Annotated in this window: 17 protein-coding genes; 5 read left to right on the top strand and 12 right to left on the bottom strand. The window is 69.4% G+C overall.

Translation table 11 applies throughout. The features are described 5' to 3' along the window. Window positions 1-2: 2 nt before the first annotated feature. The gene (locus VEA62_RS01295; protein ID WP_324817373.1) at window positions 3-1,346 is read left to right on the top strand and encodes an ATP-binding protein; all 1,344 of its coding nucleotides are present in this window, start codon (window positions 3-5) and stop codon (window positions 1,344-1,346) included. Between the two features lie 86 nt (window positions 1,347-1,432). Further along, window positions 1,433-1,927, top strand: coding sequence for a hypothetical protein (locus VEA62_RS01290; protein WP_324817370.1), 495 nt, complete (start codon window positions 1,433-1,435; stop codon window positions 1,925-1,927). On the opposite strand, the gene VEA62_RS01285 is transcribed toward VEA62_RS01290, so the two are convergent. The 3 genes from VEA62_RS01285 to VEA62_RS01275 all read right to left on the bottom strand — a co-directional run bounded on the left by VEA62_RS01285 (window position 1,917) and on the right by VEA62_RS01275 (window position 3,571). Continuing rightward, the gene (locus VEA62_RS01285; protein ID WP_324817367.1) at window positions 1,917-2,723 is read right to left on the bottom strand and encodes a pyrroline-5-carboxylate reductase family protein; all 807 of its coding nucleotides are present in this window, start codon (window positions 2,721-2,723) and stop codon (window positions 1,917-1,919) included. The two genes, VEA62_RS01290 and VEA62_RS01285, sit on opposite strands and share 11 nt — an antisense overlap. Before the next feature lie 4 nt (window positions 2,724-2,727). Beyond that, window positions 2,728-3,231, bottom strand: a complete 504-nt coding sequence (locus VEA62_RS01280) for a YbjN domain-containing protein (RefSeq protein ID WP_324817364.1) — start codon at window positions 3,229-3,231, stop codon at window positions 2,728-2,730. A gap of 64 nt (window positions 3,232-3,295) precedes the next feature. Then, window positions 3,296-3,571, bottom strand: a complete 276-nt coding sequence (locus VEA62_RS01275) for an accessory factor UbiK family protein (RefSeq protein WP_324817362.1) — start codon at window positions 3,569-3,571, stop codon at window positions 3,296-3,298. A 180-nt stretch (window positions 3,572-3,751) separates the two neighbouring features. Here VEA62_RS01275 and lgt point away from each other — a divergent pair, with 180 nt between their 5' ends. From lgt to pgeF, 3 genes are all read left to right on the top strand, one after another. After that, window positions 3,752-4,627: a prolipoprotein diacylglyceryl transferase gene (lgt, locus tag VEA62_RS01270; RefSeq protein ID WP_324817359.1), complete on the top strand. Its 876-nt coding sequence runs from the start codon at window positions 3,752-3,754 to the stop codon at window positions 4,625-4,627. Further along, complete coding sequence (locus tag VEA62_RS01265) at window positions 4,628-5,716, top strand: class I SAM-dependent methyltransferase (protein WP_324817357.1); 1,089 nt, start codon at window positions 4,628-4,630, stop codon at window positions 5,714-5,716. It begins immediately after the preceding gene. A 175-nt stretch (window positions 5,717-5,891) separates the two neighbouring features. After that, entirely contained in the window at window positions 5,892-6,662 is a 771-nt protein-coding gene (gene pgeF, locus VEA62_RS01260) for a peptidoglycan editing factor PgeF (protein WP_324817353.1), read from the top strand. A 12-nt stretch (window positions 6,663-6,674) separates the two neighbouring features. Here pgeF and lpxC read toward each other — a convergent pair whose 3' ends face one another. The 9 genes from lpxC to murC all read right to left on the bottom strand — a co-directional run bounded on the left by lpxC (window position 6,675) and on the right by murC (window position 19,435). Next, entirely contained in the window at window positions 6,675-7,574 is a 900-nt protein-coding gene (gene lpxC / locus VEA62_RS01255; protein ID WP_324817351.1) for a UDP-3-O-acyl-N-acetylglucosamine deacetylase, read from the bottom strand. Between the two features lie 232 nt (window positions 7,575-7,806). Beyond that, window positions 7,807-9,417, bottom strand: a complete 1,611-nt coding sequence (gene ftsZ, locus VEA62_RS01250) for a cell division protein FtsZ (protein ID WP_324817348.1) — start codon at window positions 9,415-9,417, stop codon at window positions 7,807-7,809. A gap of 244 nt (window positions 9,418-9,661) precedes the next feature. Then, complete coding sequence (locus tag VEA62_RS01245; RefSeq protein ID WP_324817346.1) at window positions 9,662-13,015, bottom strand: TonB-dependent receptor domain-containing protein; 3,354 nt, start codon at window positions 13,013-13,015, stop codon at window positions 9,662-9,664. Window positions 13,016-13,235: 220 nt separating this feature from the next. Next, the gene (gene ftsA / locus VEA62_RS01240; protein WP_324817343.1) at window positions 13,236-14,564 is read right to left on the bottom strand and encodes a cell division protein FtsA; all 1,329 of its coding nucleotides are present in this window, start codon (window positions 14,562-14,564) and stop codon (window positions 13,236-13,238) included. Window positions 14,565-14,578: 14 nt separating this feature from the next. After that, window positions 14,579-15,463, bottom strand: a complete 885-nt coding sequence (locus VEA62_RS01235) for a cell division protein FtsQ/DivIB (RefSeq protein ID WP_324817340.1) — start codon at window positions 15,461-15,463, stop codon at window positions 14,579-14,581. Beyond that, the gene (locus tag VEA62_RS01230; RefSeq protein ID WP_324817339.1) at window positions 15,451-16,389 is read right to left on the bottom strand and encodes a D-alanine--D-alanine ligase; all 939 of its coding nucleotides are present in this window, start codon (window positions 16,387-16,389) and stop codon (window positions 15,451-15,453) included. The genes VEA62_RS01235 and VEA62_RS01230 overlap by 13 nt, the downstream gene beginning before the upstream one ends. 250 nt (window positions 16,390-16,639) lie before the next feature. Next, complete coding sequence (murB, locus tag VEA62_RS01225) at window positions 16,640-17,545, bottom strand: UDP-N-acetylmuramate dehydrogenase (protein WP_324817337.1); 906 nt, start codon at window positions 17,543-17,545, stop codon at window positions 16,640-16,642. Next, entirely contained in the window at window positions 17,535-18,008 is a 474-nt protein-coding gene (locus VEA62_RS01220; RefSeq protein ID WP_324817335.1) for a hypothetical protein, read from the bottom strand. The genes murB and VEA62_RS01220 overlap by 11 nt, the downstream gene beginning before the upstream one ends. Next, window positions 18,005-19,435: a UDP-N-acetylmuramate--L-alanine ligase gene (gene murC / locus VEA62_RS01215; protein WP_324817333.1), complete on the bottom strand. Its 1,431-nt coding sequence runs from the start codon at window positions 19,433-19,435 to the stop codon at window positions 18,005-18,007. Before murC ends, VEA62_RS01220 begins: the two co-directional genes overlap by 4 nt. Between the last annotated feature and the right edge of the window lie 31 nt (window positions 19,436-19,466).

Below are 19,466 nucleotides of genomic sequence, written 5' to 3'. Positions count from 1 at the left end.
CGGTGCGCTGGCTCCCCGCAAACGTCTGGGCGCGGGTGCTGAAGCGGCGCCTGCCGACCTCGCTGTGGGGCCGGTCGCTGCTGATCATCGTCCTGCCGGTGCTGGTCATGCAGGTCGCCGTGACCTGGGCCTTCTTCGACATGCACTGGCAGACCGTGACGGCCCGCCTGTCCGAGGGCCTCGCCGGCGACATCGCCTGGGCCTCCGAGAGCTACGCCGACGATCCGACGCCGCGGAATCTCGCCATCATCGCCGACCGGGCCCAGCGGTCGATGTCGCTGTCGGTCGACCTGCGCGAGGGCGATGTGCTGCCGCGCGAACAGGAGCGCGGTCCGATCGGCGTCGTCGACCGCACCCTCGAGGAAGCCCTGTCGTCCCGCCTTGACCGGCCCTTCTGGTTCTCGACCACCCAATATCCCGCCTATGTCGACATCCGGGTGCAGCAGCCCGACGGGGTGCTGCGCATCATCGCGCCGCGCGAACGGGCCGTGGCCACCCAGGCCCACATCTTCGTGGTCTGGCTGTTCATCGCCACAGTCCTGCTGATGGGCGTCGCCATCCTGTTCATCCGCAACCAGGTCCGCGCCATCGAGCGGCTGGCCGAGGCGGCCGAGGCCTTCGGACGCGGCGAGGCCCGCGAGCGCTTCAAGCCCCACGGGGCAAAGGAGGTCCGGGCGGCGGCGCAGGCCTTCATGGACATGCGCGACCGCATCCAGCGCCATATCGACCAGCGCACCGCCCTGCTCGCCTCTGTCAGCCACGACCTGCGCACCCCGCTGACCCGGCTGCGGCTCGAACTGGCCCTCGCCCCGCCGTTCAAGCGCGCCTCGGCCATGCGGGGCGACCTCGACGAAATGGAGCACATGATCGACGAATACCTCGCCTTCGCCCGCGGCGAGGCCGGCGAGGCGGCGCAGATGGTGGACATCGGGGATCTGCTGGCTGTCGCCGCCGAGGACGCCCGCCGCGCCGGGGCCGAGGTCGTGGTTCAGGTGCCGGCGGGCCTGACCGCCAGCCTGCGCCCGCTCGCCATCAAGCGCGCCCTGGCCAATCTGGCCGGCAACGCCGCGGCCCACGGCGATCACGTCAGGCTGGGCGCCCGTGGCCTGCCGTCCGGCGGCCTCGAGATCACCGTCGAGGACGACGGCCCCGGCATTCCCGACGACATGCACGAGGAGGCGTTCCGTCCGTTCTCGCGCCTCGACGCCTCGCGCAACCAGAACCGGAAGGGCGTCGGCCTCGGCCTCGCCATCGCGCGGGACGTGGCGCGCAGCCACGGCGGCGACATCACGCTGGCGCGGAGCGACCTGGGCGGTCTGCGGGCCGTCATCCGCCTGCCCGGCTGAGACGGATCACAATTCGCTACTTCCACTGGCGAAGCGGGGCCGCAGGGCGCATCTTTCCGTTCGACAGGGCAATTGGAGGATACACGATGCGCAAACTCGCCTTTCTTGCTCCCCTCGGCGCCGTGCTGGCCGTAGCCGCCGGCCCCGCCTTGGCCGATCCCGCCTCGATCAACGTCACCCTCGGCGCCGACCTTCAGCAGAAGGCCGACGAACTGGGCGAACGCGAGGTGCGCGAGCAGGCCGACCGGCTGGCCGAAGTCGTCCGCCGCGCCCTTGCCCGCAGCGGCCGTCTGGACGGGGCCAGGATCGATCTGGTGCTGACGGACCTCAAGCCAAACCGCCCGACCTTCGAGCAGCTGTCCCACAGCCCGGGCCTCGATGGCCACCGCAGCATCTCCATCGGCGGGGCCGCCATAGAGGGCAACGTCACCACGGCCGATGGCCAGGTTCTGCCGGTCAGCTACGACTGGTACTCCACCAGCCTGGCCGAGGTGCATGGCAACACCACCTGGCAGGACGCCGACCGCGCCTACCAGCGCCTCGCCAGCCGGCTGGCCGACGGACGTTACGTCAGCCGCTGATCGTTTTCGCCCGCTGAACGGCGGCCTCGACGGCGGCTTCGGCCGCGCGGTCGAGGTCGCCAGTCGCCTGCATGGCGTCGAGCCCGGCCCGGGTCGTGCCCCCGGGGGAGGCGATACGCGCGATCAGGGCGTCCAGCGGCTCGCCCGTGTCGGCTCCGGCGCCCGCTGACCGCAGCGCTCCCCGCGCCAGTCGCCCCGCCGCTTCCGGCGAAAGCCCCTGCCCCTCCCCCGCCCGGGCCAGCGCCTGGACGAAGGCGTGAATGAAGGCCGGCGCCGACCCGGCCACCGCGGTGGCGGCGTCCATCAGCGCCTCCCTGTCCAGATCGACGACATCGGCGATCGCGCCGAACAGCCGGCGGGCCGTCTCGCGGGCCGCGGCGTCGGCGGACCACAGGGCGGCCACGCCCCGTGCCTGGGCCACGCCGGTGGTCGGCATCACCCGGGCGACCGGCCGAGCGGCCAGGGCGGCGATCCCGTCGGCGCTCACCCCGGCCATGACGGAGACGATCACGGCTTCCGGCGGCAGGCCCCCGAGCACAGGCTCCAGGGCGTCGCGCCATTTCGCCGGCTTGACCGCCAGCACGACGGCGCGGGCCCTCCCGAGCGCTCCGTGAGGAGGGTTGATCGCCGCGCCCACGGCTCGCGCCGCCTCGGCGGCCGGCTTCTCCGACGGCGTCAGAACGATCAGATCGGCCGGCGCGACCGTCTCCGTCGCCAGCCAGCCCTCGAGAATGGCCGATCCCAGCCGGCCGCAACCCACCAGGACCACGGCGCCGCTCGATCGCTTGTCTGTCATGGCCTCAGGCCGTGCCGATGGTCTCGAACAGGCAGGAGTCGATCGCCTCCTGCGGCTTCTTGTTGCCGCGGATCATGAAGTCGAAGGCGGGGTAGTAGCGATCCGCCGCCTCCACCGCCGCATCGATCATCGACGCCGCCTGGCCCAGCGTAGGCCGCTCGCCCATGGGCAGGGCCAGCGAATGGCGGAAGACGATCTCGCCATCCTCGGCCCAGACCTCGAAATGCCCCATCCAGGTGCGCTGGTTGATCAGGCCGACCAGTTCGTAGGCCGCCGCCCGGCGCGCCTTCGAGGCCTGCAGGTCGAGGGCGCAGCACAGCTGCAGGCAGTCGCCCTCGGGCCGCCAGGCGAACCACAGCTCATAGTCCTTCCAGTCGCCGGCCAGGGCGAAGGCGAGGTCGCCCTCGTCGGTGCGGTCGAACGGCAGGTTCTCGGCCACCAAAACGTGCTCCACCACGTCCAGCGGATCGTAGGGAACCTCGACTTCTTCGGGCCGGGCAGTGTCCATCAAGGCGTCTCCAGGCGCGACTCACGCCCTGTCAGGGAACGGTAGGCGGGTTCGCAGATTCGGCTCAACCGGCTGCGTCCTGCGCGGGAGAAGCCGCTGTGGACGTTCCCTTTTGAGGCTTCTTCGCCGCCTTCAGGGTGGCGATTTCGGCCCGCAGCGCCGCAATCTCGGCCTTCAGGGCGTCGAACTCGTCGCGCCGGACCAGATCCATGTCGGCGGCGAACCGGTCGGCCTGGGCGCGGAAGGCGGTCTTCGCCTCCTCCCCGGCGGCCTGGGCCAGCCCCATGGCGCCGGTGGTCAGCTTGGCGAACTCGTCGAGGATGGGATTGCGCGTCTGCATGGAAACTCTCCGACTCGGGCCTACGAGCGTCGTTAACCGATGGTTGCCCGATATGGTGAACGAAACCTTGCTGTCGATGCCGGGTATGGCTTCATTGGGGCGACGCCACAGTGGAAAAATCAGGGACGCGCCCGGCGACGCTTGCTAAACCCCTCGCAGGAACCGCCTGCAGGAGCGCCCGTGCAATTTCCCGAGTTCGATCCCGTCCTGTTCAGCATCGGCCCGCTGGACATCCGCTGGTACGCCCTCGCCTACGTCGCCGGCATCGTCCTGGGTTGGTGGTACGCCAACCGGCTGGCCCGCGACAACGCCGTCTGGCAGCCCGGCAAGCCGCCGGTCACGACGGTCCAGCTCGACGATCTGGTGCTGTGGATCACCCTCGGCATCATCCTCGGCGGGCGCTTCGGTTACGCCCTGTTCTACAAGCCCGAGCTTTACGCCCAGTTGTTCACCGGCGCCGACTGGGGCGACCGGCTGGCCCTGTTCCGGCTGTGGGACGGCGGCATGTCGTTCCACGGCGGCCTGATCGGCGTCAGCCTGGCCATCGTGTGGTTCGCCTGGAAGAACAAGGTCCGCCTGCTCAGCCTGGGCGATCTTGTCGCCCCGGTCGTGCCGCTCGGCCTGTTCTTCGGCCGCATCGCCAACTTCATCAACGGCGAGCTGTGGGGCCGTCCCACCGACGCGCCGTGGGGCATGGTCTTCTGCAACCGAACCATCGAGACGATGTACGGCTTCTGCCCCGCCGGCCTCGAGCCGCGCCACCCCAGCCAGCTCTACGAGGCGGGGCTTGAAGGCATCGCCCTGGCGGCGATCCTGTGGCTGGCCGTCTACAAGGGCCGGCTGCTGGCCAAGCCCGGCTACGTCACCGGCATCTTCCTGTTCGGCTACGGCCTGGTGCGGGCTTCGCTGGAGAACGTCCGCCAACCGGACTTCGGCATGGAGAACCTGCCGCTCGGCCTGACCATGGGCATGATGCTGTCCATCCCGATGATGCTGGTCGGCGCCTGGCTGATCTGGCGCGCCTGGAGCCGCCCCCCGGTCGCCGCGGAGGCCTGAGTGACGCTGAAGGCCAATCCGCTCAAGGAAAGGCTGGCGCGCGAGATCGCCCTGACCGGGCCGCTGACCGTCGCCGACTTCGTGACGCGGTGCCTGCACGATCCGCAGGACGGCTACTACGCCACCCGCCCGGCCATCGGCGCGACGGGCGACTTCATCACCGCGCCGATGATCAGCCAGATGTTCGGCGAGCTGATCGGACTGTGGGCGATCGAGCTGTGGGAGCGGCTCGGCGCGCCCGAGCGGGTCCGGCTGGTCGAGGTCGGCCCCGGCGACGGCACCCTGATGGCCGATGCCCTCCGCGCCGCCCGCCTGGCCCCCGACTTCCTGCGCGCCGTCGACCTGATCCTGATCGAGCCCAGCCCGCCGCTGCGCGAAGCCCAGGCGCGCATGCTCGCCGACAGCGACGTCCACCCGCGCTGGGTCGCCTCGCTGGACCGGATCGAGACCGACGCCCCGGTGATCCTGATCGCCAACGAGGTGCTCGACTGCCTGCCCGCCCGTCAGTTCGTGAAGACGGAAGACGGCTGGGCCGAGCGCTGCGTCGGCGTCACCGACGACGGGGAACTCACTTTCGGGCTGAAGGCGATCACCGCCGGCTTCAAACGCCCCGCCTTCGCCGTCGAGCCGGGGCAGACCGTCGAGATCTCCGAACAGCAAGCCGTGTTCGGGCGGGGGGTCGCGGCCCTGGTCAAGGCGGCCACCGGCGCCGCCCTGCTGATCGACTACGGCCGCGCCCGGCCCGAGGCCGGCGACACCCTGCAGGCGCTGCTGCGGCACCGGAAGGTCGATCCGCTGGAGGCCCCGGGCGAGGCGGACCTGACCCAGTGGGCCGATTTTCCGACCGTGCTGGAAGCCGCCGTCCACGCCGGCGCCGACGTCACCGGCTGCCTCGGCCAGGGCGAGTTCCTCCGCCTGCTGGGCATCGAGGCCCGCGCCGACCGGCTCAAGGACGGTCGCCCCGACGCCGCGCCGGTCATCGACCGCCAGCTGGCCCGCCTGACCGCCGACGACCAGATGGGCGCCCTGTTCAAGGCCTGCGCCATCTTCTCGCCGCGCAGCCTGGTCGTCCCCGGATTTGAATCCTGACGCCCTTCTCCCCCCGCCCGTCATCCTCGGGCTTGACCCGAGGATCAGATTGTCCGGTGCTGGGTGAACCCTTGATGTGGCTGCGTCAGCCGGGCCGTCCCGGACGCACAGTCCGGCCCAACCTCTGATCCTCGGGTCAAGCCCGAGGATGACGGAGAGAGAAGTGATTAGTCGTATGACCCTCCAGCCCATCACCCACCCCCTGCTGGACCGCGCCGGCCTCCGCCACGGCTTCTTCACGCGTCAGGGTGGCGTCTCCACCGGTCTGTACGAAGGCCTCAACACCGGCGTCGGCTCGAACGACGATCCCGCCGCCGTGGCCGAGAACCGCCGCCGCGTGGCGGCCCACCTCGGCGGAAGCCCCGACGACATCGCCGCCTGCTACCAGATCCATTCCGCCGTCGCCCGCGTCGCCGAGGCCGGCTGGAAGGGCGAGCGGCCCGAGGGCGACGCCACGGTCACCGCCGCGCCCGGCGTGATCTGCGCCGTCCTGACCGCCGACTGCGCCCCCGTGCTGTTGGCCGACCCCGAAGCGGGCGTGGTCGGCGCCGCCCACGCGGGCTGGAAGGGTGCGCTCGGCGGCATCGTCCACTCGACCGTGGCCGCCATGCAGGCGCTCGGCGCCCGCCCCGCCCGCATGGTCGCCGTCGTCGGCCCCTGCATCGCCCAGGCCAGCTACGAGGTCGGGGCGGATTATCGGGAGAGGTTCGAACACCACGACGCCGGCAGCGGCCGCTTCTTCGCCCCCGGCGCGTCGACCGACAAACGTCTGTTCGACCTGCCCGGCTACGTTCTGTGGCGTCTCGAACAGGCGGGCGTCGCCGACGCCGCCTGGACCGGTGACGACACCCGTACCGACGCAGCCCGCTTCTATTCGAACCGCCGGGCGTATCTGAACGGGGAACCGGACTTCGGCCGGCTGATGAGCGCGATCAGCCTGGGCTGATCCCGCGGCTGTTCAGCCCGCCATCGCCATTTCCGGCACCCGCACCACTTCGCGCCACGCCTGCGGCCTGGCCAGCAGTTCGCGGACCAGCAGGTTGTTGATGGCGTGCCCCGCCTTGACGCCCTCGTAGCGGCCCAGCAGCGGCACGCCCAGCACATACAGGTCGCCGATGGCGTCCAGCGCCTTGTGCTTCACGAACTCGCGTTCCATCCGCAGGCCGCCGGGATTGAGGATCTGGTCGCCGTCGATGACCACGGCGTTCTCGAGGCTGCCGCCTCGGGCCAGACCGGCCTTGCGCAGCGCCTCGACCTCATGGGCGAAGCCGAAGGTGCGGGCGGCCATGATCTCGTCGCGGAAGGTCTGCTCGTCGACGACGAAATCCACCACCTGGTTGCCGATCACCGGCGTCGGGAAGTCGATCTCGAAGCGCATTTCGTAGCGGTCGCACGGCAGCAGGGCGGCGCTCTTGTCGCCGTCCTGGACCCGGATCGGCTCGAGGATCTCGATATAGCGGACCGGCGCTTCCTGGCGGCGGAAGCCGGCGCGGTCCAGCAGCTGGACGAACTGCAGCGCCGACCCATCGAGGATCGGCAGCTCGGGCCCGTCCACCTCGACCACGGCGTTCGACACGCCCAGCGCCGAAAAGGCCGCCATCAGGTGCTCGATGGTCGACAGCCGCACGCCGGCGGCGTTCTCGATCATGGTGTTCAGCCGGGCGTCAACGACGGCCTCGCCCGAGACCGGGATGCGGTTGTCGCGATCGGTGATGTCGGTGCGCACGAAGACGATGCCCGTGCCGACCGGCGCCGGGCGCACGGCCAGGCGCACGCGGTCGCCCGTGTGCACGCCGACGCCGGCGATGATCGCGGGCGCGACGGTGGTCTTCTGGTGATGGTCGTTGCGGACCGGCAATCTCGAACTCTCTTCAACTTGCGCCCCGCCTCTGCGTGCGGAGTACGCCCCACGAACCGTCTACCGGCCGGGCGGCCAGCGGAAAATGAAAGTCGGGTTTCGGATTGTTTCGTTAACGGGAGACGGGAGGCGGCAGGCACCAGGGGTGTGGATCAGTCTCGCTGTCCCGGCAAAAGCGAAAGGGCGGCCCTGAGACCGCCCTCCCTGTTGCCTGTTGCCTGTGGCCTGAACCCTAGTTGGCCAGCCGCCGCAGGAACGACGGGATTTCCAGATCGTCCTCGGCCTGGCCCTGATCGGGCTCGGGCGTCGGCTGGACCTGGCTGGTCGAGCGCATTTCCGTGGTCCGGGTCTGCGGAGCGTAGGTCGGCTGGGCCGGCTGACGCTTGCCGCGGCCGAACAGGCTCCAGCCTGACTTGCGGTGGTCGCGGTCGTCGTGATCGTCATAGGCCGGCTCGTCGCGGCGCTGTTCCGGCTCCGGGCGGTCGGCGGCGCGTTCCCCCATGCGGTCCATGTACAGGTCGCCCTGCGCCACCGGCGCCGTCGCCTGCGCAGCGGTGCGCGGCGAGGATTCATACTCCTCGACCCACGGATCGACGATGGGCTCCAGCGTCCGCTCCTCGGCGACGTGGATCACCGGCTCGGGGCGCGGCTCCGGAGCCCGGGCCACGGCGCCGTAGGCCGGCTGGCTCGACTGAAAGGTCGGGACGATGGGCGCCGGCTCGGGCTGGCGCGGGGCCTCGGCGCGGCCGAAGTCACGGGCCGGCTCGCGAACCGCTTCCTGACGCACCGGCTCGGCGCGCGAGGCGGCGTACGACGGCGTCGGCCGACGGGTGTCGAACACGGAGGTCGAGGTGTTCGACGGCGTCTGGGCCGCGGCCAGATCTTCCATGCCGGTGGCCACGACCGAGACGCGGATCTTGCCATCCAGGGCCGGATCGAAGGCCGCGCCGAAGATGATGTTGGCGTCGGCGTCCACCTCGCCGGCGATGGCGTTGGCGGCCTCGTCGACTTCCAGCAGGGTCATGTCCATTCCGCCGGTGATGTTGACCAGCACGGCCTTGGCGCCCTTCAGCGAGGTCTCGTCCAGCAGCGGGTTGGCGATGGCGTTCTGGGCCGCCATCAGGGCGCGGTCGTCGCCCGACGCCTCGCCCGTGCCCATCATCGCCTTGCCCATCTCGGACATGACGGCGCGGACGTCGGCGAAGTCGAGGTTGATCAGGCCAGGCAGGATCATCAGGTCGGTGATCGAGCGCACGCCCGAGTGCAGCACCTGGTCGGCCATGCCGAAGGCGTCGGCGAAGGTGGTGCGCTCGTTGGCGACGCGGAACAGGTTCTGGTTCGGAATGACGATCAGGGTGTCGACGTAGCGCTGCAGCTCGGCGATGCCGGCGTCGGCCAGGCGCATGCGGTGGCGGCCCTCGAAGGTGAAGGGCTTGGTCACAACGCCGACGGTCAGGATGCCGCGGTCGCGCGCGCATTTGGCGATGACAGGAGCCGCGCCGGTGCCGGTGCCGCCGCCCATGCCGGCGGTGATGAACACCATGTGGGCGCCGTCCAGGTGTCCGTAGATCTCCTCGGCGGACTCCTCGGCGGCGTTCATGCCGACCTCGGGGTGAGCGCCCGCGCCGAGGCCCTGGGTGATCGTCTCGCCCAGCTGGACGCGGCGGTCGGTCTTGGCGAACGACAGGTGCTGCGCGTCGGTGTTGGCGACGACGAACTCGACCCCTTCGAGGCCGGCGTCGATCATGTTGTTGACGGCGTTGCCGCCGGCGCCGCCGACGCCGAAGACGACGATGCGGGGCTTCAGTTCCGTGTGTTGCGGACGCACCAGCGAGAGAGACATTCTAATTCCGACCTTAGGTTCCGACCCTGCCCTGCAGCCCCGATGCGAAAACCCCGCCGATTCGCATTGGTTATGAGCGCGTTAAGGAAACACCCCATCTGCTTAAGGGAGTGTTACCGGATAGGCTGAGTCGGGCCGCGAGCCACGGGAATCGTTAACCTTCGCCGCAGATTTCGCTCTGTGGACAACGAAAAGGGGCGGCTCTCGCGAGCCGCCCCTTCCGTCTTTGGTCGTCCGTCCGGTCTTAGAACGGGCGGTAGTTCAGACCGATGAAGTAGCGGGTGCCGTACGGGTCGAAGTTCGAGAACACAGTACGCTCCAGCCACGGCGCCTGCTCGGCGTCGAAGGCGTTGACCACACCGGCGCGCAGCGAGAGATCGTCGCGGACGTTCCAGCGGACCGTGAAGTCGTGGCGGGCGAAGTTGCCCGTCTCGATGTACTGGATCGGCCGGCTGTCCGAGTTGGTCACGTAGTTGCGCAGTTGGACGATGTCTTGCGACGTCTGCCAGTCCACCGTCCAGTTCACGCTCCAGGTGTCGTTGGGCGTGTAGGTCAGCGACGAGGAGAAGCGGACCCGCGGGTAGAAGGTGGTGCTGCCCAGCTCGGTGCCGTCTTCCGGATCCGAGGCGTTCAGGAACTGCTCCTGCTCGATCAGCCACAGGCCGCCGATCGAGTAGTCCAGACGACCCCAGTTGTGGCCGAAGGTCTCTTCGATATCCAGGCTGTAGCGCGCCGTGAAGTCCAGACCACGGGTGGTCAGGGCGGCGTAGTTGATCGAGCCTTCGATGAAGCCGCCGATCGGGTCGCCAACCGGACCACCGACCCAGAACTCCTCGCCGGCCGCACCGGTGTCGCGGAAGATGGTGTCGCAAGCGGCCTGGTTCAGCTGGTCGCCGCTGACGCAGTTGTTGGCGGCGGTCTGGGCCGAAACCGTCGAGATAACGTCTTCGATCTCGATCTCGTAATAGTCGAGGACCAGCGAGAAGTTCGGGATGAACCGCGGCTGGATGACCGTCGAGAAGGTGAAGGATTCAGACGTTTCCGGCTTCAGGAAGGGGTTGCCGCCCGACACGCCGGCGATGCCGGAGGTGTAGTTGGGCAGGAAGTCGTCGGTCGTCGTCACCGTCGCGCCGGCGAAGTCGAACGCGAAGCCTTGCGCCGCCGCCAGGGCGGAGCAGTTGGCGATGCGGTTCTGGCGGATTTCGTTGTCCGTCAGGTTGCCGATGACCGTGGTCGAGCAGGGATCGACGAAGCCGTTGGCGAAGGTCTGGCTGAAGGGCGAGAAGTTCTCACCCAGGTCCGGCACCCGCACCGAGGAGTTGAAGCTGGTCTTGAACGAGATGTCCTGGATCGGACGGTAGACCAGGTTGATCCCGTAGACGTCGACTTCGCCCACGGTCGAGTAGTCGGCGTAGCGGTACGAACCGCTGAGTTCGGCGTACTCGCCGAGCCAGCTGTCACGGAACAGCGGGATCGACAGTTCGGCGAAGACCTCGTCGCTTTCGTATTCGGCGCCCTGGAAGTCCGGGCCCGTGTTCATGAACAGGAGGCGACCGTTGGTATCGGCGTCACGGCCCACACCTTCGGTGAACTCGCGGCGGTGCTCAAGGCCGACGGCGATGCCGATCGGGCCGGCGCCCCACATGTCCCACAGCTCGCCGGCGGCCGAAGCGATCAGTTGCTCCTGCTCGTTGCGCTCGGTGATGCCGATCGTGGCGTCCACATAGGCGAGAGCCGCCGGGTCCTGGTTGCCGTCGCCGAAGATGTTCAGCGGCACGCACTGGTCGACGTCGGCCTGGCCGTAGCCCTGCAGGTTGCGGAGGTCTTCACCGCCGAAGACGTTGCCGTTGTTGGCGTACACCAGCGGCAGGCCCTGGGCGTCCAGCAGCTGGACGCGGCAGACGATCTCGCCCGGGTTGCCGTTGACCAGACCGGCCGTGTCGACGACCGAGTCGGCCGCCAGGCCGAAGCGCAGCGAGTCGACGCCCCGTTCGCGGTTCTCGACCTCGACTTCACCGTAGGTGTAGCCGATGTCCCAGTTGACGTTGTCGACGAAGGCGAGCCGGTCCATCGAACCGCGCAGGCCGGCGACGAAGCGGGTCAGGACGCGCTCGTTCTCCTGGGTGCGGTCGGGGCCGAACATGGTGTGACGGGCCAGCTGCAGCACGCCCAGCGGGACGCAGGTGCTGCCCGTGTTCTGGGTCGGCGCCGTGCAGCCCTGCAGGACGTTGGTGGCGATGGCGTTGCGCACCAGGGCCGGCAGGAAGGCGTTGTCGTCCCAGCGCAGGTCCATGGCCTGCACGCCCCACAGCGAGTTCAGCTGGGTCGGGGCGTAGGAGGTGTTGTCCAGATCGAAGTCGAAGAACGTCGGCTGGCTGACGTCGAAGGTGTCTTCGATGACGTGCTTGGCTTCGAAGAACGCCTGGATGTTGTCGGTGATGTCGAGGTTGGCGCCGGCCTGGAAGCGCGACGATTCCGATTGGGGAACGATCGACAGGGTGCCGAAGGCCGCCGCGTTGATGCCGTCGCCGCCGTAGTTGTACGGGCGGTTCACGCCGGTGTTGCCGATGCGGGTGCCGAAGTTGGCCGGACGGGCGGTCGTGCCGTCATACCAGTAGGTGTAGCCCGGAGCCACGGCGTAGCAGCCGGCGGCGTAGGTGAAGATACAGCTGCTGCCGGAGAAGTTGGCGACGTCCGGGTCGCCCGTCGGGCTGAGCGGCGTCACGTGCACGACGGTGGTCTGACCCCAGACCGGACGGTCCATCCGCAGCGGCGAGCGGAACAGGGCCAGGTCGGTGGTGCCGTCGACGTTGGGGCCGAGCGCCGGGTTGGTCGGATCGGCGTCCATGCCGATCAGGTAGTAGCCGTCGTTGATCCAGTCGATGTCGTAGGCGGTGACCTGATCCTGCTCTTCGTACTCCGCGTGGGCGTAGACGTTCAGGCGGTCGTCGAGGAAGTTGTGACCGATCAGGGCCGAGATGCGCTTCGCGGCTTCACCGTTCTCGTTGATCATGCCGTAGTTGGCGTCGATCTCGAGGCCTTCGAAGTCCTTGCGCAGGACAAAGTTCAGCACGCCCGAGACGGCGTCGGCGCCGTACACGGACGAGGCGCCGCCGGTGACGATCTCGATGTTCTCGATCAGCAGGCGGGGGATGGTGTCGACGTCGACCGCGAGCGAACCGCCGCCCGAACCGACGTGGCGACGGCCGTCAACCAGGGTCAGGGTGCGGTTCGAGCCCAGCGAGCGCAGGTTGGCCAGCGACAGGCCGCCGTCGCCCAGGCCCGAACCCGTGGTGTCGGACGGAACGACCGAGTTGGACAGGGCCGGGATGGTGGCCAGATAGTCGATCACCGTCGACTGACCAGTCGTCAGCAGGGTTTCACGCGAAACCGAGATCAGCGGGGTCGGCGAGTTGGTCGGGTCGCGACGGATACGCGAACCGGTGATCACCACCTCTTCGATCTGCGTCGCTTCCTGGCTCTGCTGGCCCTGGACGTTGACGCCGGGCAGCTGGTCTTGAGCCAGGGCCGGAGCCGCGGCGGCTACAACGCCTGCGAGGATCGTCGTGCCGAAAAGAAACTTGCGCTTGAGAAGCATGTGTTGGGCCCCAACCGGTTATGGAAAGCAAGATGCGTCCTCCGCCTGACGACGGACTCCGCTTCGAATTTGCACGCTAGCAGCAAAGGGTGTGTCGGCAAGGGAATGTGGCCGACAGGCGCCCAATCAAGGCACGGTCTGTTACAATCTGGACACAGTTGCGACAGCCGCCCAAAACGCCCGGACAGCCTCGCCCCGGCCTCCCGCCCCCTTGGCTTTATTAGAGATTTTCCCGCAGCCAGCCCGCCGCGCGGGCCACAATTCCGCCCCGGTGCATGCGGGGCGCGTCCGCTGCGGTAATCTGCCGCGACATCAGCTTCCGCGCCGATACGGCCTCGCGCGGCCCGTAGGCGGCGCGCAGCAGCACGCCCGCGGCCGAACAGAAGGCCGGCCCCGAGGCGGCGTCCGCCAGGTGCGGCGCCCGCTGCGGCTTGCCCAGCCGCACCGGCCGGTCGAACACCCGCACCGCCAGCTCGCGCACGCCGTTCAGCTGGCTGGCCCCGCCGGTCAGCACCAGCCCGGCCCCCGGCTCAAGCCCGACCCCGGCGCTGCGGAGGCGGTCGCGCAGCAGCTCGAGCGTCTCCTCGACCCTGGGCGCGATGACGGTCTTCAGCATCGCCCGCGGCACCACCACCGGCCCGGCCGACGGATCCTCGCCGCGCGGCGGGGCCTCCAGCATCTCGCGGTCCTCGTTGGCCGAGGCCATGGCCGAGCCATGCAGGGTCTTGAGCCGCTCGGCCCCGGCCCGCGAGGTCGACAGGCCGCGGGCGATATCCGCCGTCACATGGTCGCCGCCGACATTCAGGCTCTCGATATGCAGCAGCGAACGTCCGCCCCACACCGCGGCCGAGGTCGCGCCGCCGCCCATGTCGATGCAGACGCAGCCCAGATCCATCTCGTCGTCTTCCAGCGCCGCCAGCGACGAGGCCACCGGCGCCGCCACCACGCCCTGCAGGTCGAGGTGCGCCAGTTCGAGGCAGTGGCTCAGGGCGGTGAAGGCGCTCTCGGCCATCGACACCACCAGCAGGTCGAGGCCGAGCGAATGCCCGCGCATGGCCCGCGGGTCGTGCACCCCGCGCGCTCCGTCGACCGACCAGGCGATCGGCAGCACATGGATCGGCCGCCGGTTCGGCAGGCGGATCTGCGCCAGGGCCATGGCGATGGCCCGCGCCAGGTCGGCGTCCCCGACCGGATTGGCCCCCAGCGAGACGCGGGCCTGCACCCGGTGGCTGGCCATCTGGCCGATGGCCGTGGTCACCACCACGCCCGAGACCGGCGAGCCGGCGGCGCGCTCTGCCCGCTCGACCGCGTGGCCGATCGCCTGGGCCGCCTCGTCCATATTGACGATGCCGCCGCCGCGGATGCCGCGCGACTGGACGTGTCCGGCCCCGGCGACGCGAATGGTGCGGTCGGCGTGGCGCACGCCGTCGGGCTTCATGATGAAGCAGCCGACCTTGGACTGGCCGAGGTCCAGCGCGGCCACGACCGGCGCGCGACCCGCGGCGGTCTTGCCGCCATCCACAGACTTGTCCACAGACCGCCCAGCCATACTATGTTCCTGCCCTACGCGTCGCCGGCGGAGGGCCGGACGGCGACCTCCTCCGGTGTCCTCAGATCAATCCGGGCGAACCCGAGCTCCAGCAGCCGCTCGCGCTGGTCCAGCGCGTCCAGCTGGATCAGGGCTGCGTCCTGGTCCGTGGCCGGCAGCTGGATCAGGCTGCCGTCCTTCAGGCGCAGGTCCCAGCGCCGTTCGTCGACGCGCACCAGCGCCTCCAGCCGGGCCATCAGCCGGGGCCGCTGGGCGATCAGCGGCAGCACCTCGGCGGCGGCCTGTTCGGCGCCCTTGCCGACGACCAGCGGCAGGTTCGGATAGCGGCCGGCGTCGGCGCCGCGGATAACCTGTCCGTGGCTGTCGATGACCAGGTTGCGCCCGCCGGCCTGCCAGATGGCCAGCCGGTCGTGTTCGGTCACGTGGACGATCAGGGTGTTGGGCAGCAGGCGCACGACCCGCGCCTCCTTGACCCAGCCGACCTGCTCGACACGCTCGCGCACGGCGTCGAGGTCGATCGAGGTCATGGCCTGTCCGCCGTCCAGCTGCACCGCGCGCTGGATGGCCGCGGTCGCCTCGGCGGACTCGCCCTCGATGAACACCTTCTCGAGCTTCAGCCCCATGCCGACGGCCGCGCCGTCGACGCCCCGGCCGATCGAGGCGCCGATCCGGTCCGCGCGGGCGCCGGTGGCCAGTACGCCGCCCAGCACCACGACGCCGGCGGCTATGGAGATCATCACCGCGCGGGGCGACAGGTCGAGCCGCCCGATCGCCGCCACCTTGCCGGGAACAGCCGGCGCGTTGCGGGGCGCGCGGCCCCTGCCCCCCTTCGGAGCCCCGGGCCGCTTGGCGGGCTGTTTCGCACTCTGTCGCCGACCGCCGCGAACTACCGCGGGCATGAGGCGTCCTCCACCATCCACCGGACCAGGTCTTTGTATCCCATCCCCGCATGGGCGGCCTGCTCGGGGACGAGCGAGGTCGGCGTCATGCCGGGCTGGGTATTGACCTCCAGAAGAACGAGAACGTCGTTAAGATCGTCATAACGAAAGTCCGTCCGCGACACGCCGCGGCAGCCCATGGCGGCGTGCGCCAGCTCCGACTGGCGCAGCGCCGTCTCGAACACGTGGGGCGGGATGTCGGCGGGCAATTGGTGGATCGAGCCGCCCGGCGCATATTTGGCTTCGTAGTCGTAGAAGCCCTTCACCGGAGTGATGTCGGTCACCGTCAGGGCGCGCGGGCCCGAGGCCTCGCCCATGACCGCCACACACAGTTCCTTGCCGGCGATGAACGGCTCGACCATGACCTGCTCGCCATAGGCCCAGCCCGGCTCGCCCACCTCGGCCACCGGCCAATTGGCGCCCTCGCGCACCAGATAGACCCCGACCGATGATCCCTCGGCGTTGGGCTTGACCACATAGGGCGGTTCGAGAACGTGGCGGCTGGCCACCTCGTGCCGGTCGAACAGCCCGCCGCCGGGCACCATGATGCCGGCCGCCTTCAGCACCGCCTTGGACTTGTGCTTGTCCATGGCCAGGGCGGAGGCCAGCACGCCGGAATGGGTGTAGGGGATGGCCAGGGTCTCGAGCACGCCCTGGACGCAGCCGTCCTCGCCCCAGGCCCCGTGCAGGGCGTTGAGCACCACGTCCGGCTTCAGCGCCGTCAGCACCTCGGCCAGATCGCGCCCGGCGTCGACCCGGCTGACCTTGGCGACCTGCCCTTCCAGGGCGTCGGCGCAGCCCTTGCCCGAGCTCAGCGACACCTCGCGCTCCGCCGACAGTCCGCCCATCAGCACGGCGACGTGAAGGTCTGCGAAGGGGCGGGTCATGCGAAGCTCCGGAACAGTCTCCGCAATGCGGCAACCGTCCTTAACAGCCCGTCAACCAATCGGGTCCGTGAACAGAAAAGCCCTCCCCTCGAGGGGGAGGGTTGGGTGGGGTGGAGGCAGGATGGTTGTCGATTGAGAGCGGATGGGCTCCGTCAGGACGAAGATCGACGACGCCTCCCGCGCCACTGTCTGACACGGCCTGCCTCCACCCCATCCCCCGACCCCTTCCCCCTCGAGGGGAAGGGGAGACTCAGGCCCGTCCGATCCGCCTGATCTCCCAATCCAGCTGAACGCCGGTCTTCGCCAGCACGTCCGCCCGCACCGCCTCGCCCAGCCCCTCGATGTCGGCCGCCGTGGCCTCGCCGGGATTGATCATGAAGTTGGAGTGCAGCTCGCTGAACATGGCCCCGCCCCCGGTCGCCTTGAACAGCTTGCCGCGCCAGCCCGCCTCGTCGACCAGCTTCCACGACGAATGCCCCGGCGGGTTCTTGAAGGTCGAGCCGCCGGTCTTCTCCCGGATCGGCTGGGTCTGCTCGCGGCGGGAAGTGATCTCGGCGATGCGGGCCGCGACCGCCTCGGGATCGTCGGGCGTGCCGCGATAGATCGCCTCGATCCAGATGATGTCCGCCGGCGCCTCGGAATGCCGATAGGTGTAGCCGAAGTCGCCGAGCGCGTAGTCGACCCGCTCCCCCTTCCGGTTCAGCCCCCAGGCCGAGACGAGGATATCCTTGGTCTCCGCCCCGTAGCAGCCGGCGTTCATCGTCAGGGCCCCGCCGATGGTGCCCGGAATCCCGGCGTAGAACTCCAGCCCCGCCAGCCCCGCCTTGGCCGAAGCCCTCGCCACCATCGAGTCCAGCGCGCCCGCGCCGGCCGTGATGATGTCGCCGTCGGTCGCGATCCCCGCGAACGGCCGCCCGGCCAGCCGGATCACCACCCCCTCGACCCCGCCGTCGCGCACGATGACGTTCGAGCCGACGCCGAGCACCGTCACCGGCACGCGGGGGTCCAGCGCCTTCAAGAAATCCGCCAGATCGTCGGCGTCGGCCGGTATGAACAGCGCATCGGCCTTCCCGCCCACCCGGAACCAGGTGAACGGCCCGAGCGGCTCGTCACGCAGGAGCTTGCCGCGAACAGGAGGGAGGGAGTCAGTCCACATCGGCTACGTCCTGAGCCGGGCTTTGCGCCAACAGCCGGCGATGCTGTTCCGCTTTCAGCGCCGCCCAACCCGGGTTGATGGCCGCCAACAAGCGGTGTTGATCAGCGAACATTTGAGGGCGGAAATCGCTTCCCTCGATCGCGTCTAGGCCTTGTCGCGCAAGTTCGTGCGTGACGCTTGAAAACAGTTCGAACAGGAGGCGCTCTTCATTGCCGAGCGTCGCTTCGGACTGGACCGCATCCACACCGTCCTCTCGCCGAATGAGGCTGAACCACCAAGCCGGTCCGTCATCATCATCAGCGTCTTCAGCCGAGACCAACGTCAGGTCGAACCACCAACCATCTCGCGCTGTGGAGAGCGCTGACCGGCTCAGGACAGGGTTGGTGAGGTCGAGTTTTTGCGAGTACTCGGCGGCAAGACTGTGGAGTGCCACCATCCGCTCCTCGGGTGCTTCCTCGCTCAACCCAGCCCCTCCAGCTGCGCCGGCAGGGCGTAGGCCCACTGGGTGATGTCCCCCGCGCCCAGCAGCACTACCAGATCGCCGGCCTTCGCTTCCGCCGCCACCACGCCCGGCAGCGCCTCGACGCTCTCCAGCGGCTGCACGCTCCGGTGCCCGAAGCGGCGGATGCCCTCCACCAGCGCCTCCTTGTCGACCCCCTCGATCGGCGTCTCCCCGGCTGGATAGACGTCGGCCACGATCACCGCATCGGCGTCCGAGAAACAGGTCGAGAACTCCTCCATCAGGTCGCGCAGCCGGGTGTAGCGGTGCGGCTGAACCACGGCGATGACGCGGCCTTCCGCCACCTGCCGCGCGGCCTTCAGCACGGCGGCGATCTCGACCGGGTGGTGGCCGTAGTCGTCGACGATGCGCACCCCGCCGACCACGCCCGTGGTGGTGAAGCGCCGCCGCACCCCGCCGAACCCGGCCAGTCCGGCCTTGATCGCCTCGTCCGAGACGTCCAGCTCGCGCGCCACGGCGCTCGCCGCCAGGGCGTTGGAGACATTGTGCCAGCCGGCCATCGGCAGGTGCAGCCCCTCGATCCGCGTCGGCTCGTCCAGCGCCGCCATACCCCGCCCCTGGATGACCACGTCGAAGCGGCAGCCGTCCGCGCCCATGACGCAGTTGTCGGCCCGCACCATGGCTTGCGGATTGATCCCGTAGGTCACCAGCCGCCGGTTATCGATCGAGGCCACCAGCCGCTGCACCTCGGGATGGTCGAGGCAGACGGCGGCGAAGCCGTAGAAGGGGATGTTCTCGACGAAGTCCACGAACGCCTTCCGCACCCCGTCGAAGTCGCCGTAGTGGTCCAGGTGCTCCGGGTCGATGTTGGTGACGATGGCCACGGTCGACTTGAGGCGCAGGAAGCTGCCGTCGCTCTCGTCGGCCTCCACCACGATCCAGTCGCCGTCGCCGACCTTGGCGTTGGTGCCATAGGCGTTGATGATGCCGCCGTTGACCACCGTCGGGTCCAGCCCGCCGGCGTCGAGGATGGCCGCCACCATCGAGGTCGTGGTGGTCTTGCCGTGCGTCCCCCCGACCGCGATCGAGAACTGCAGCCGCATCAGCTCGGCCAGCATCTCTGCCCGCCGCACCAGCGGAATGCGCCGCTCGCGGGCGACCACCATCTCGGGATTGTCGGCCTTGACCGCGGTCGAATAGACCACCGCCGACACCGTATCGCCGACATGCGCCGCATCGTGGCCGATGAAGATCTTCGCGCCCAGCTTTTCCAGCCGTTCGGTATTGGCGCTGGCCTTCGCGTCCGAGCCCTGCACCGAATAGCCGATCTTGAGCATGATCTCGGCGATGCCGCTCATGCCGATGCCGCCTATGCCGACAAAATGGACGGGACCGAGGTCGAACGGAACGGGACGAAGGCGTGCGATCATCGCAGCGGATTAGCAAGGGTTCTGCGGGAAT

Source organism: Brevundimonas sp., assembly GCF_035627475.1.
Lineage (GTDB): Bacteria > Pseudomonadota > Alphaproteobacteria > Caulobacterales > Caulobacteraceae > Brevundimonas.
The sequence above is the reverse complement of the archived record's forward strand: the minus strand, read 5'-3'. Positions and strand labels throughout refer to the sequence as shown.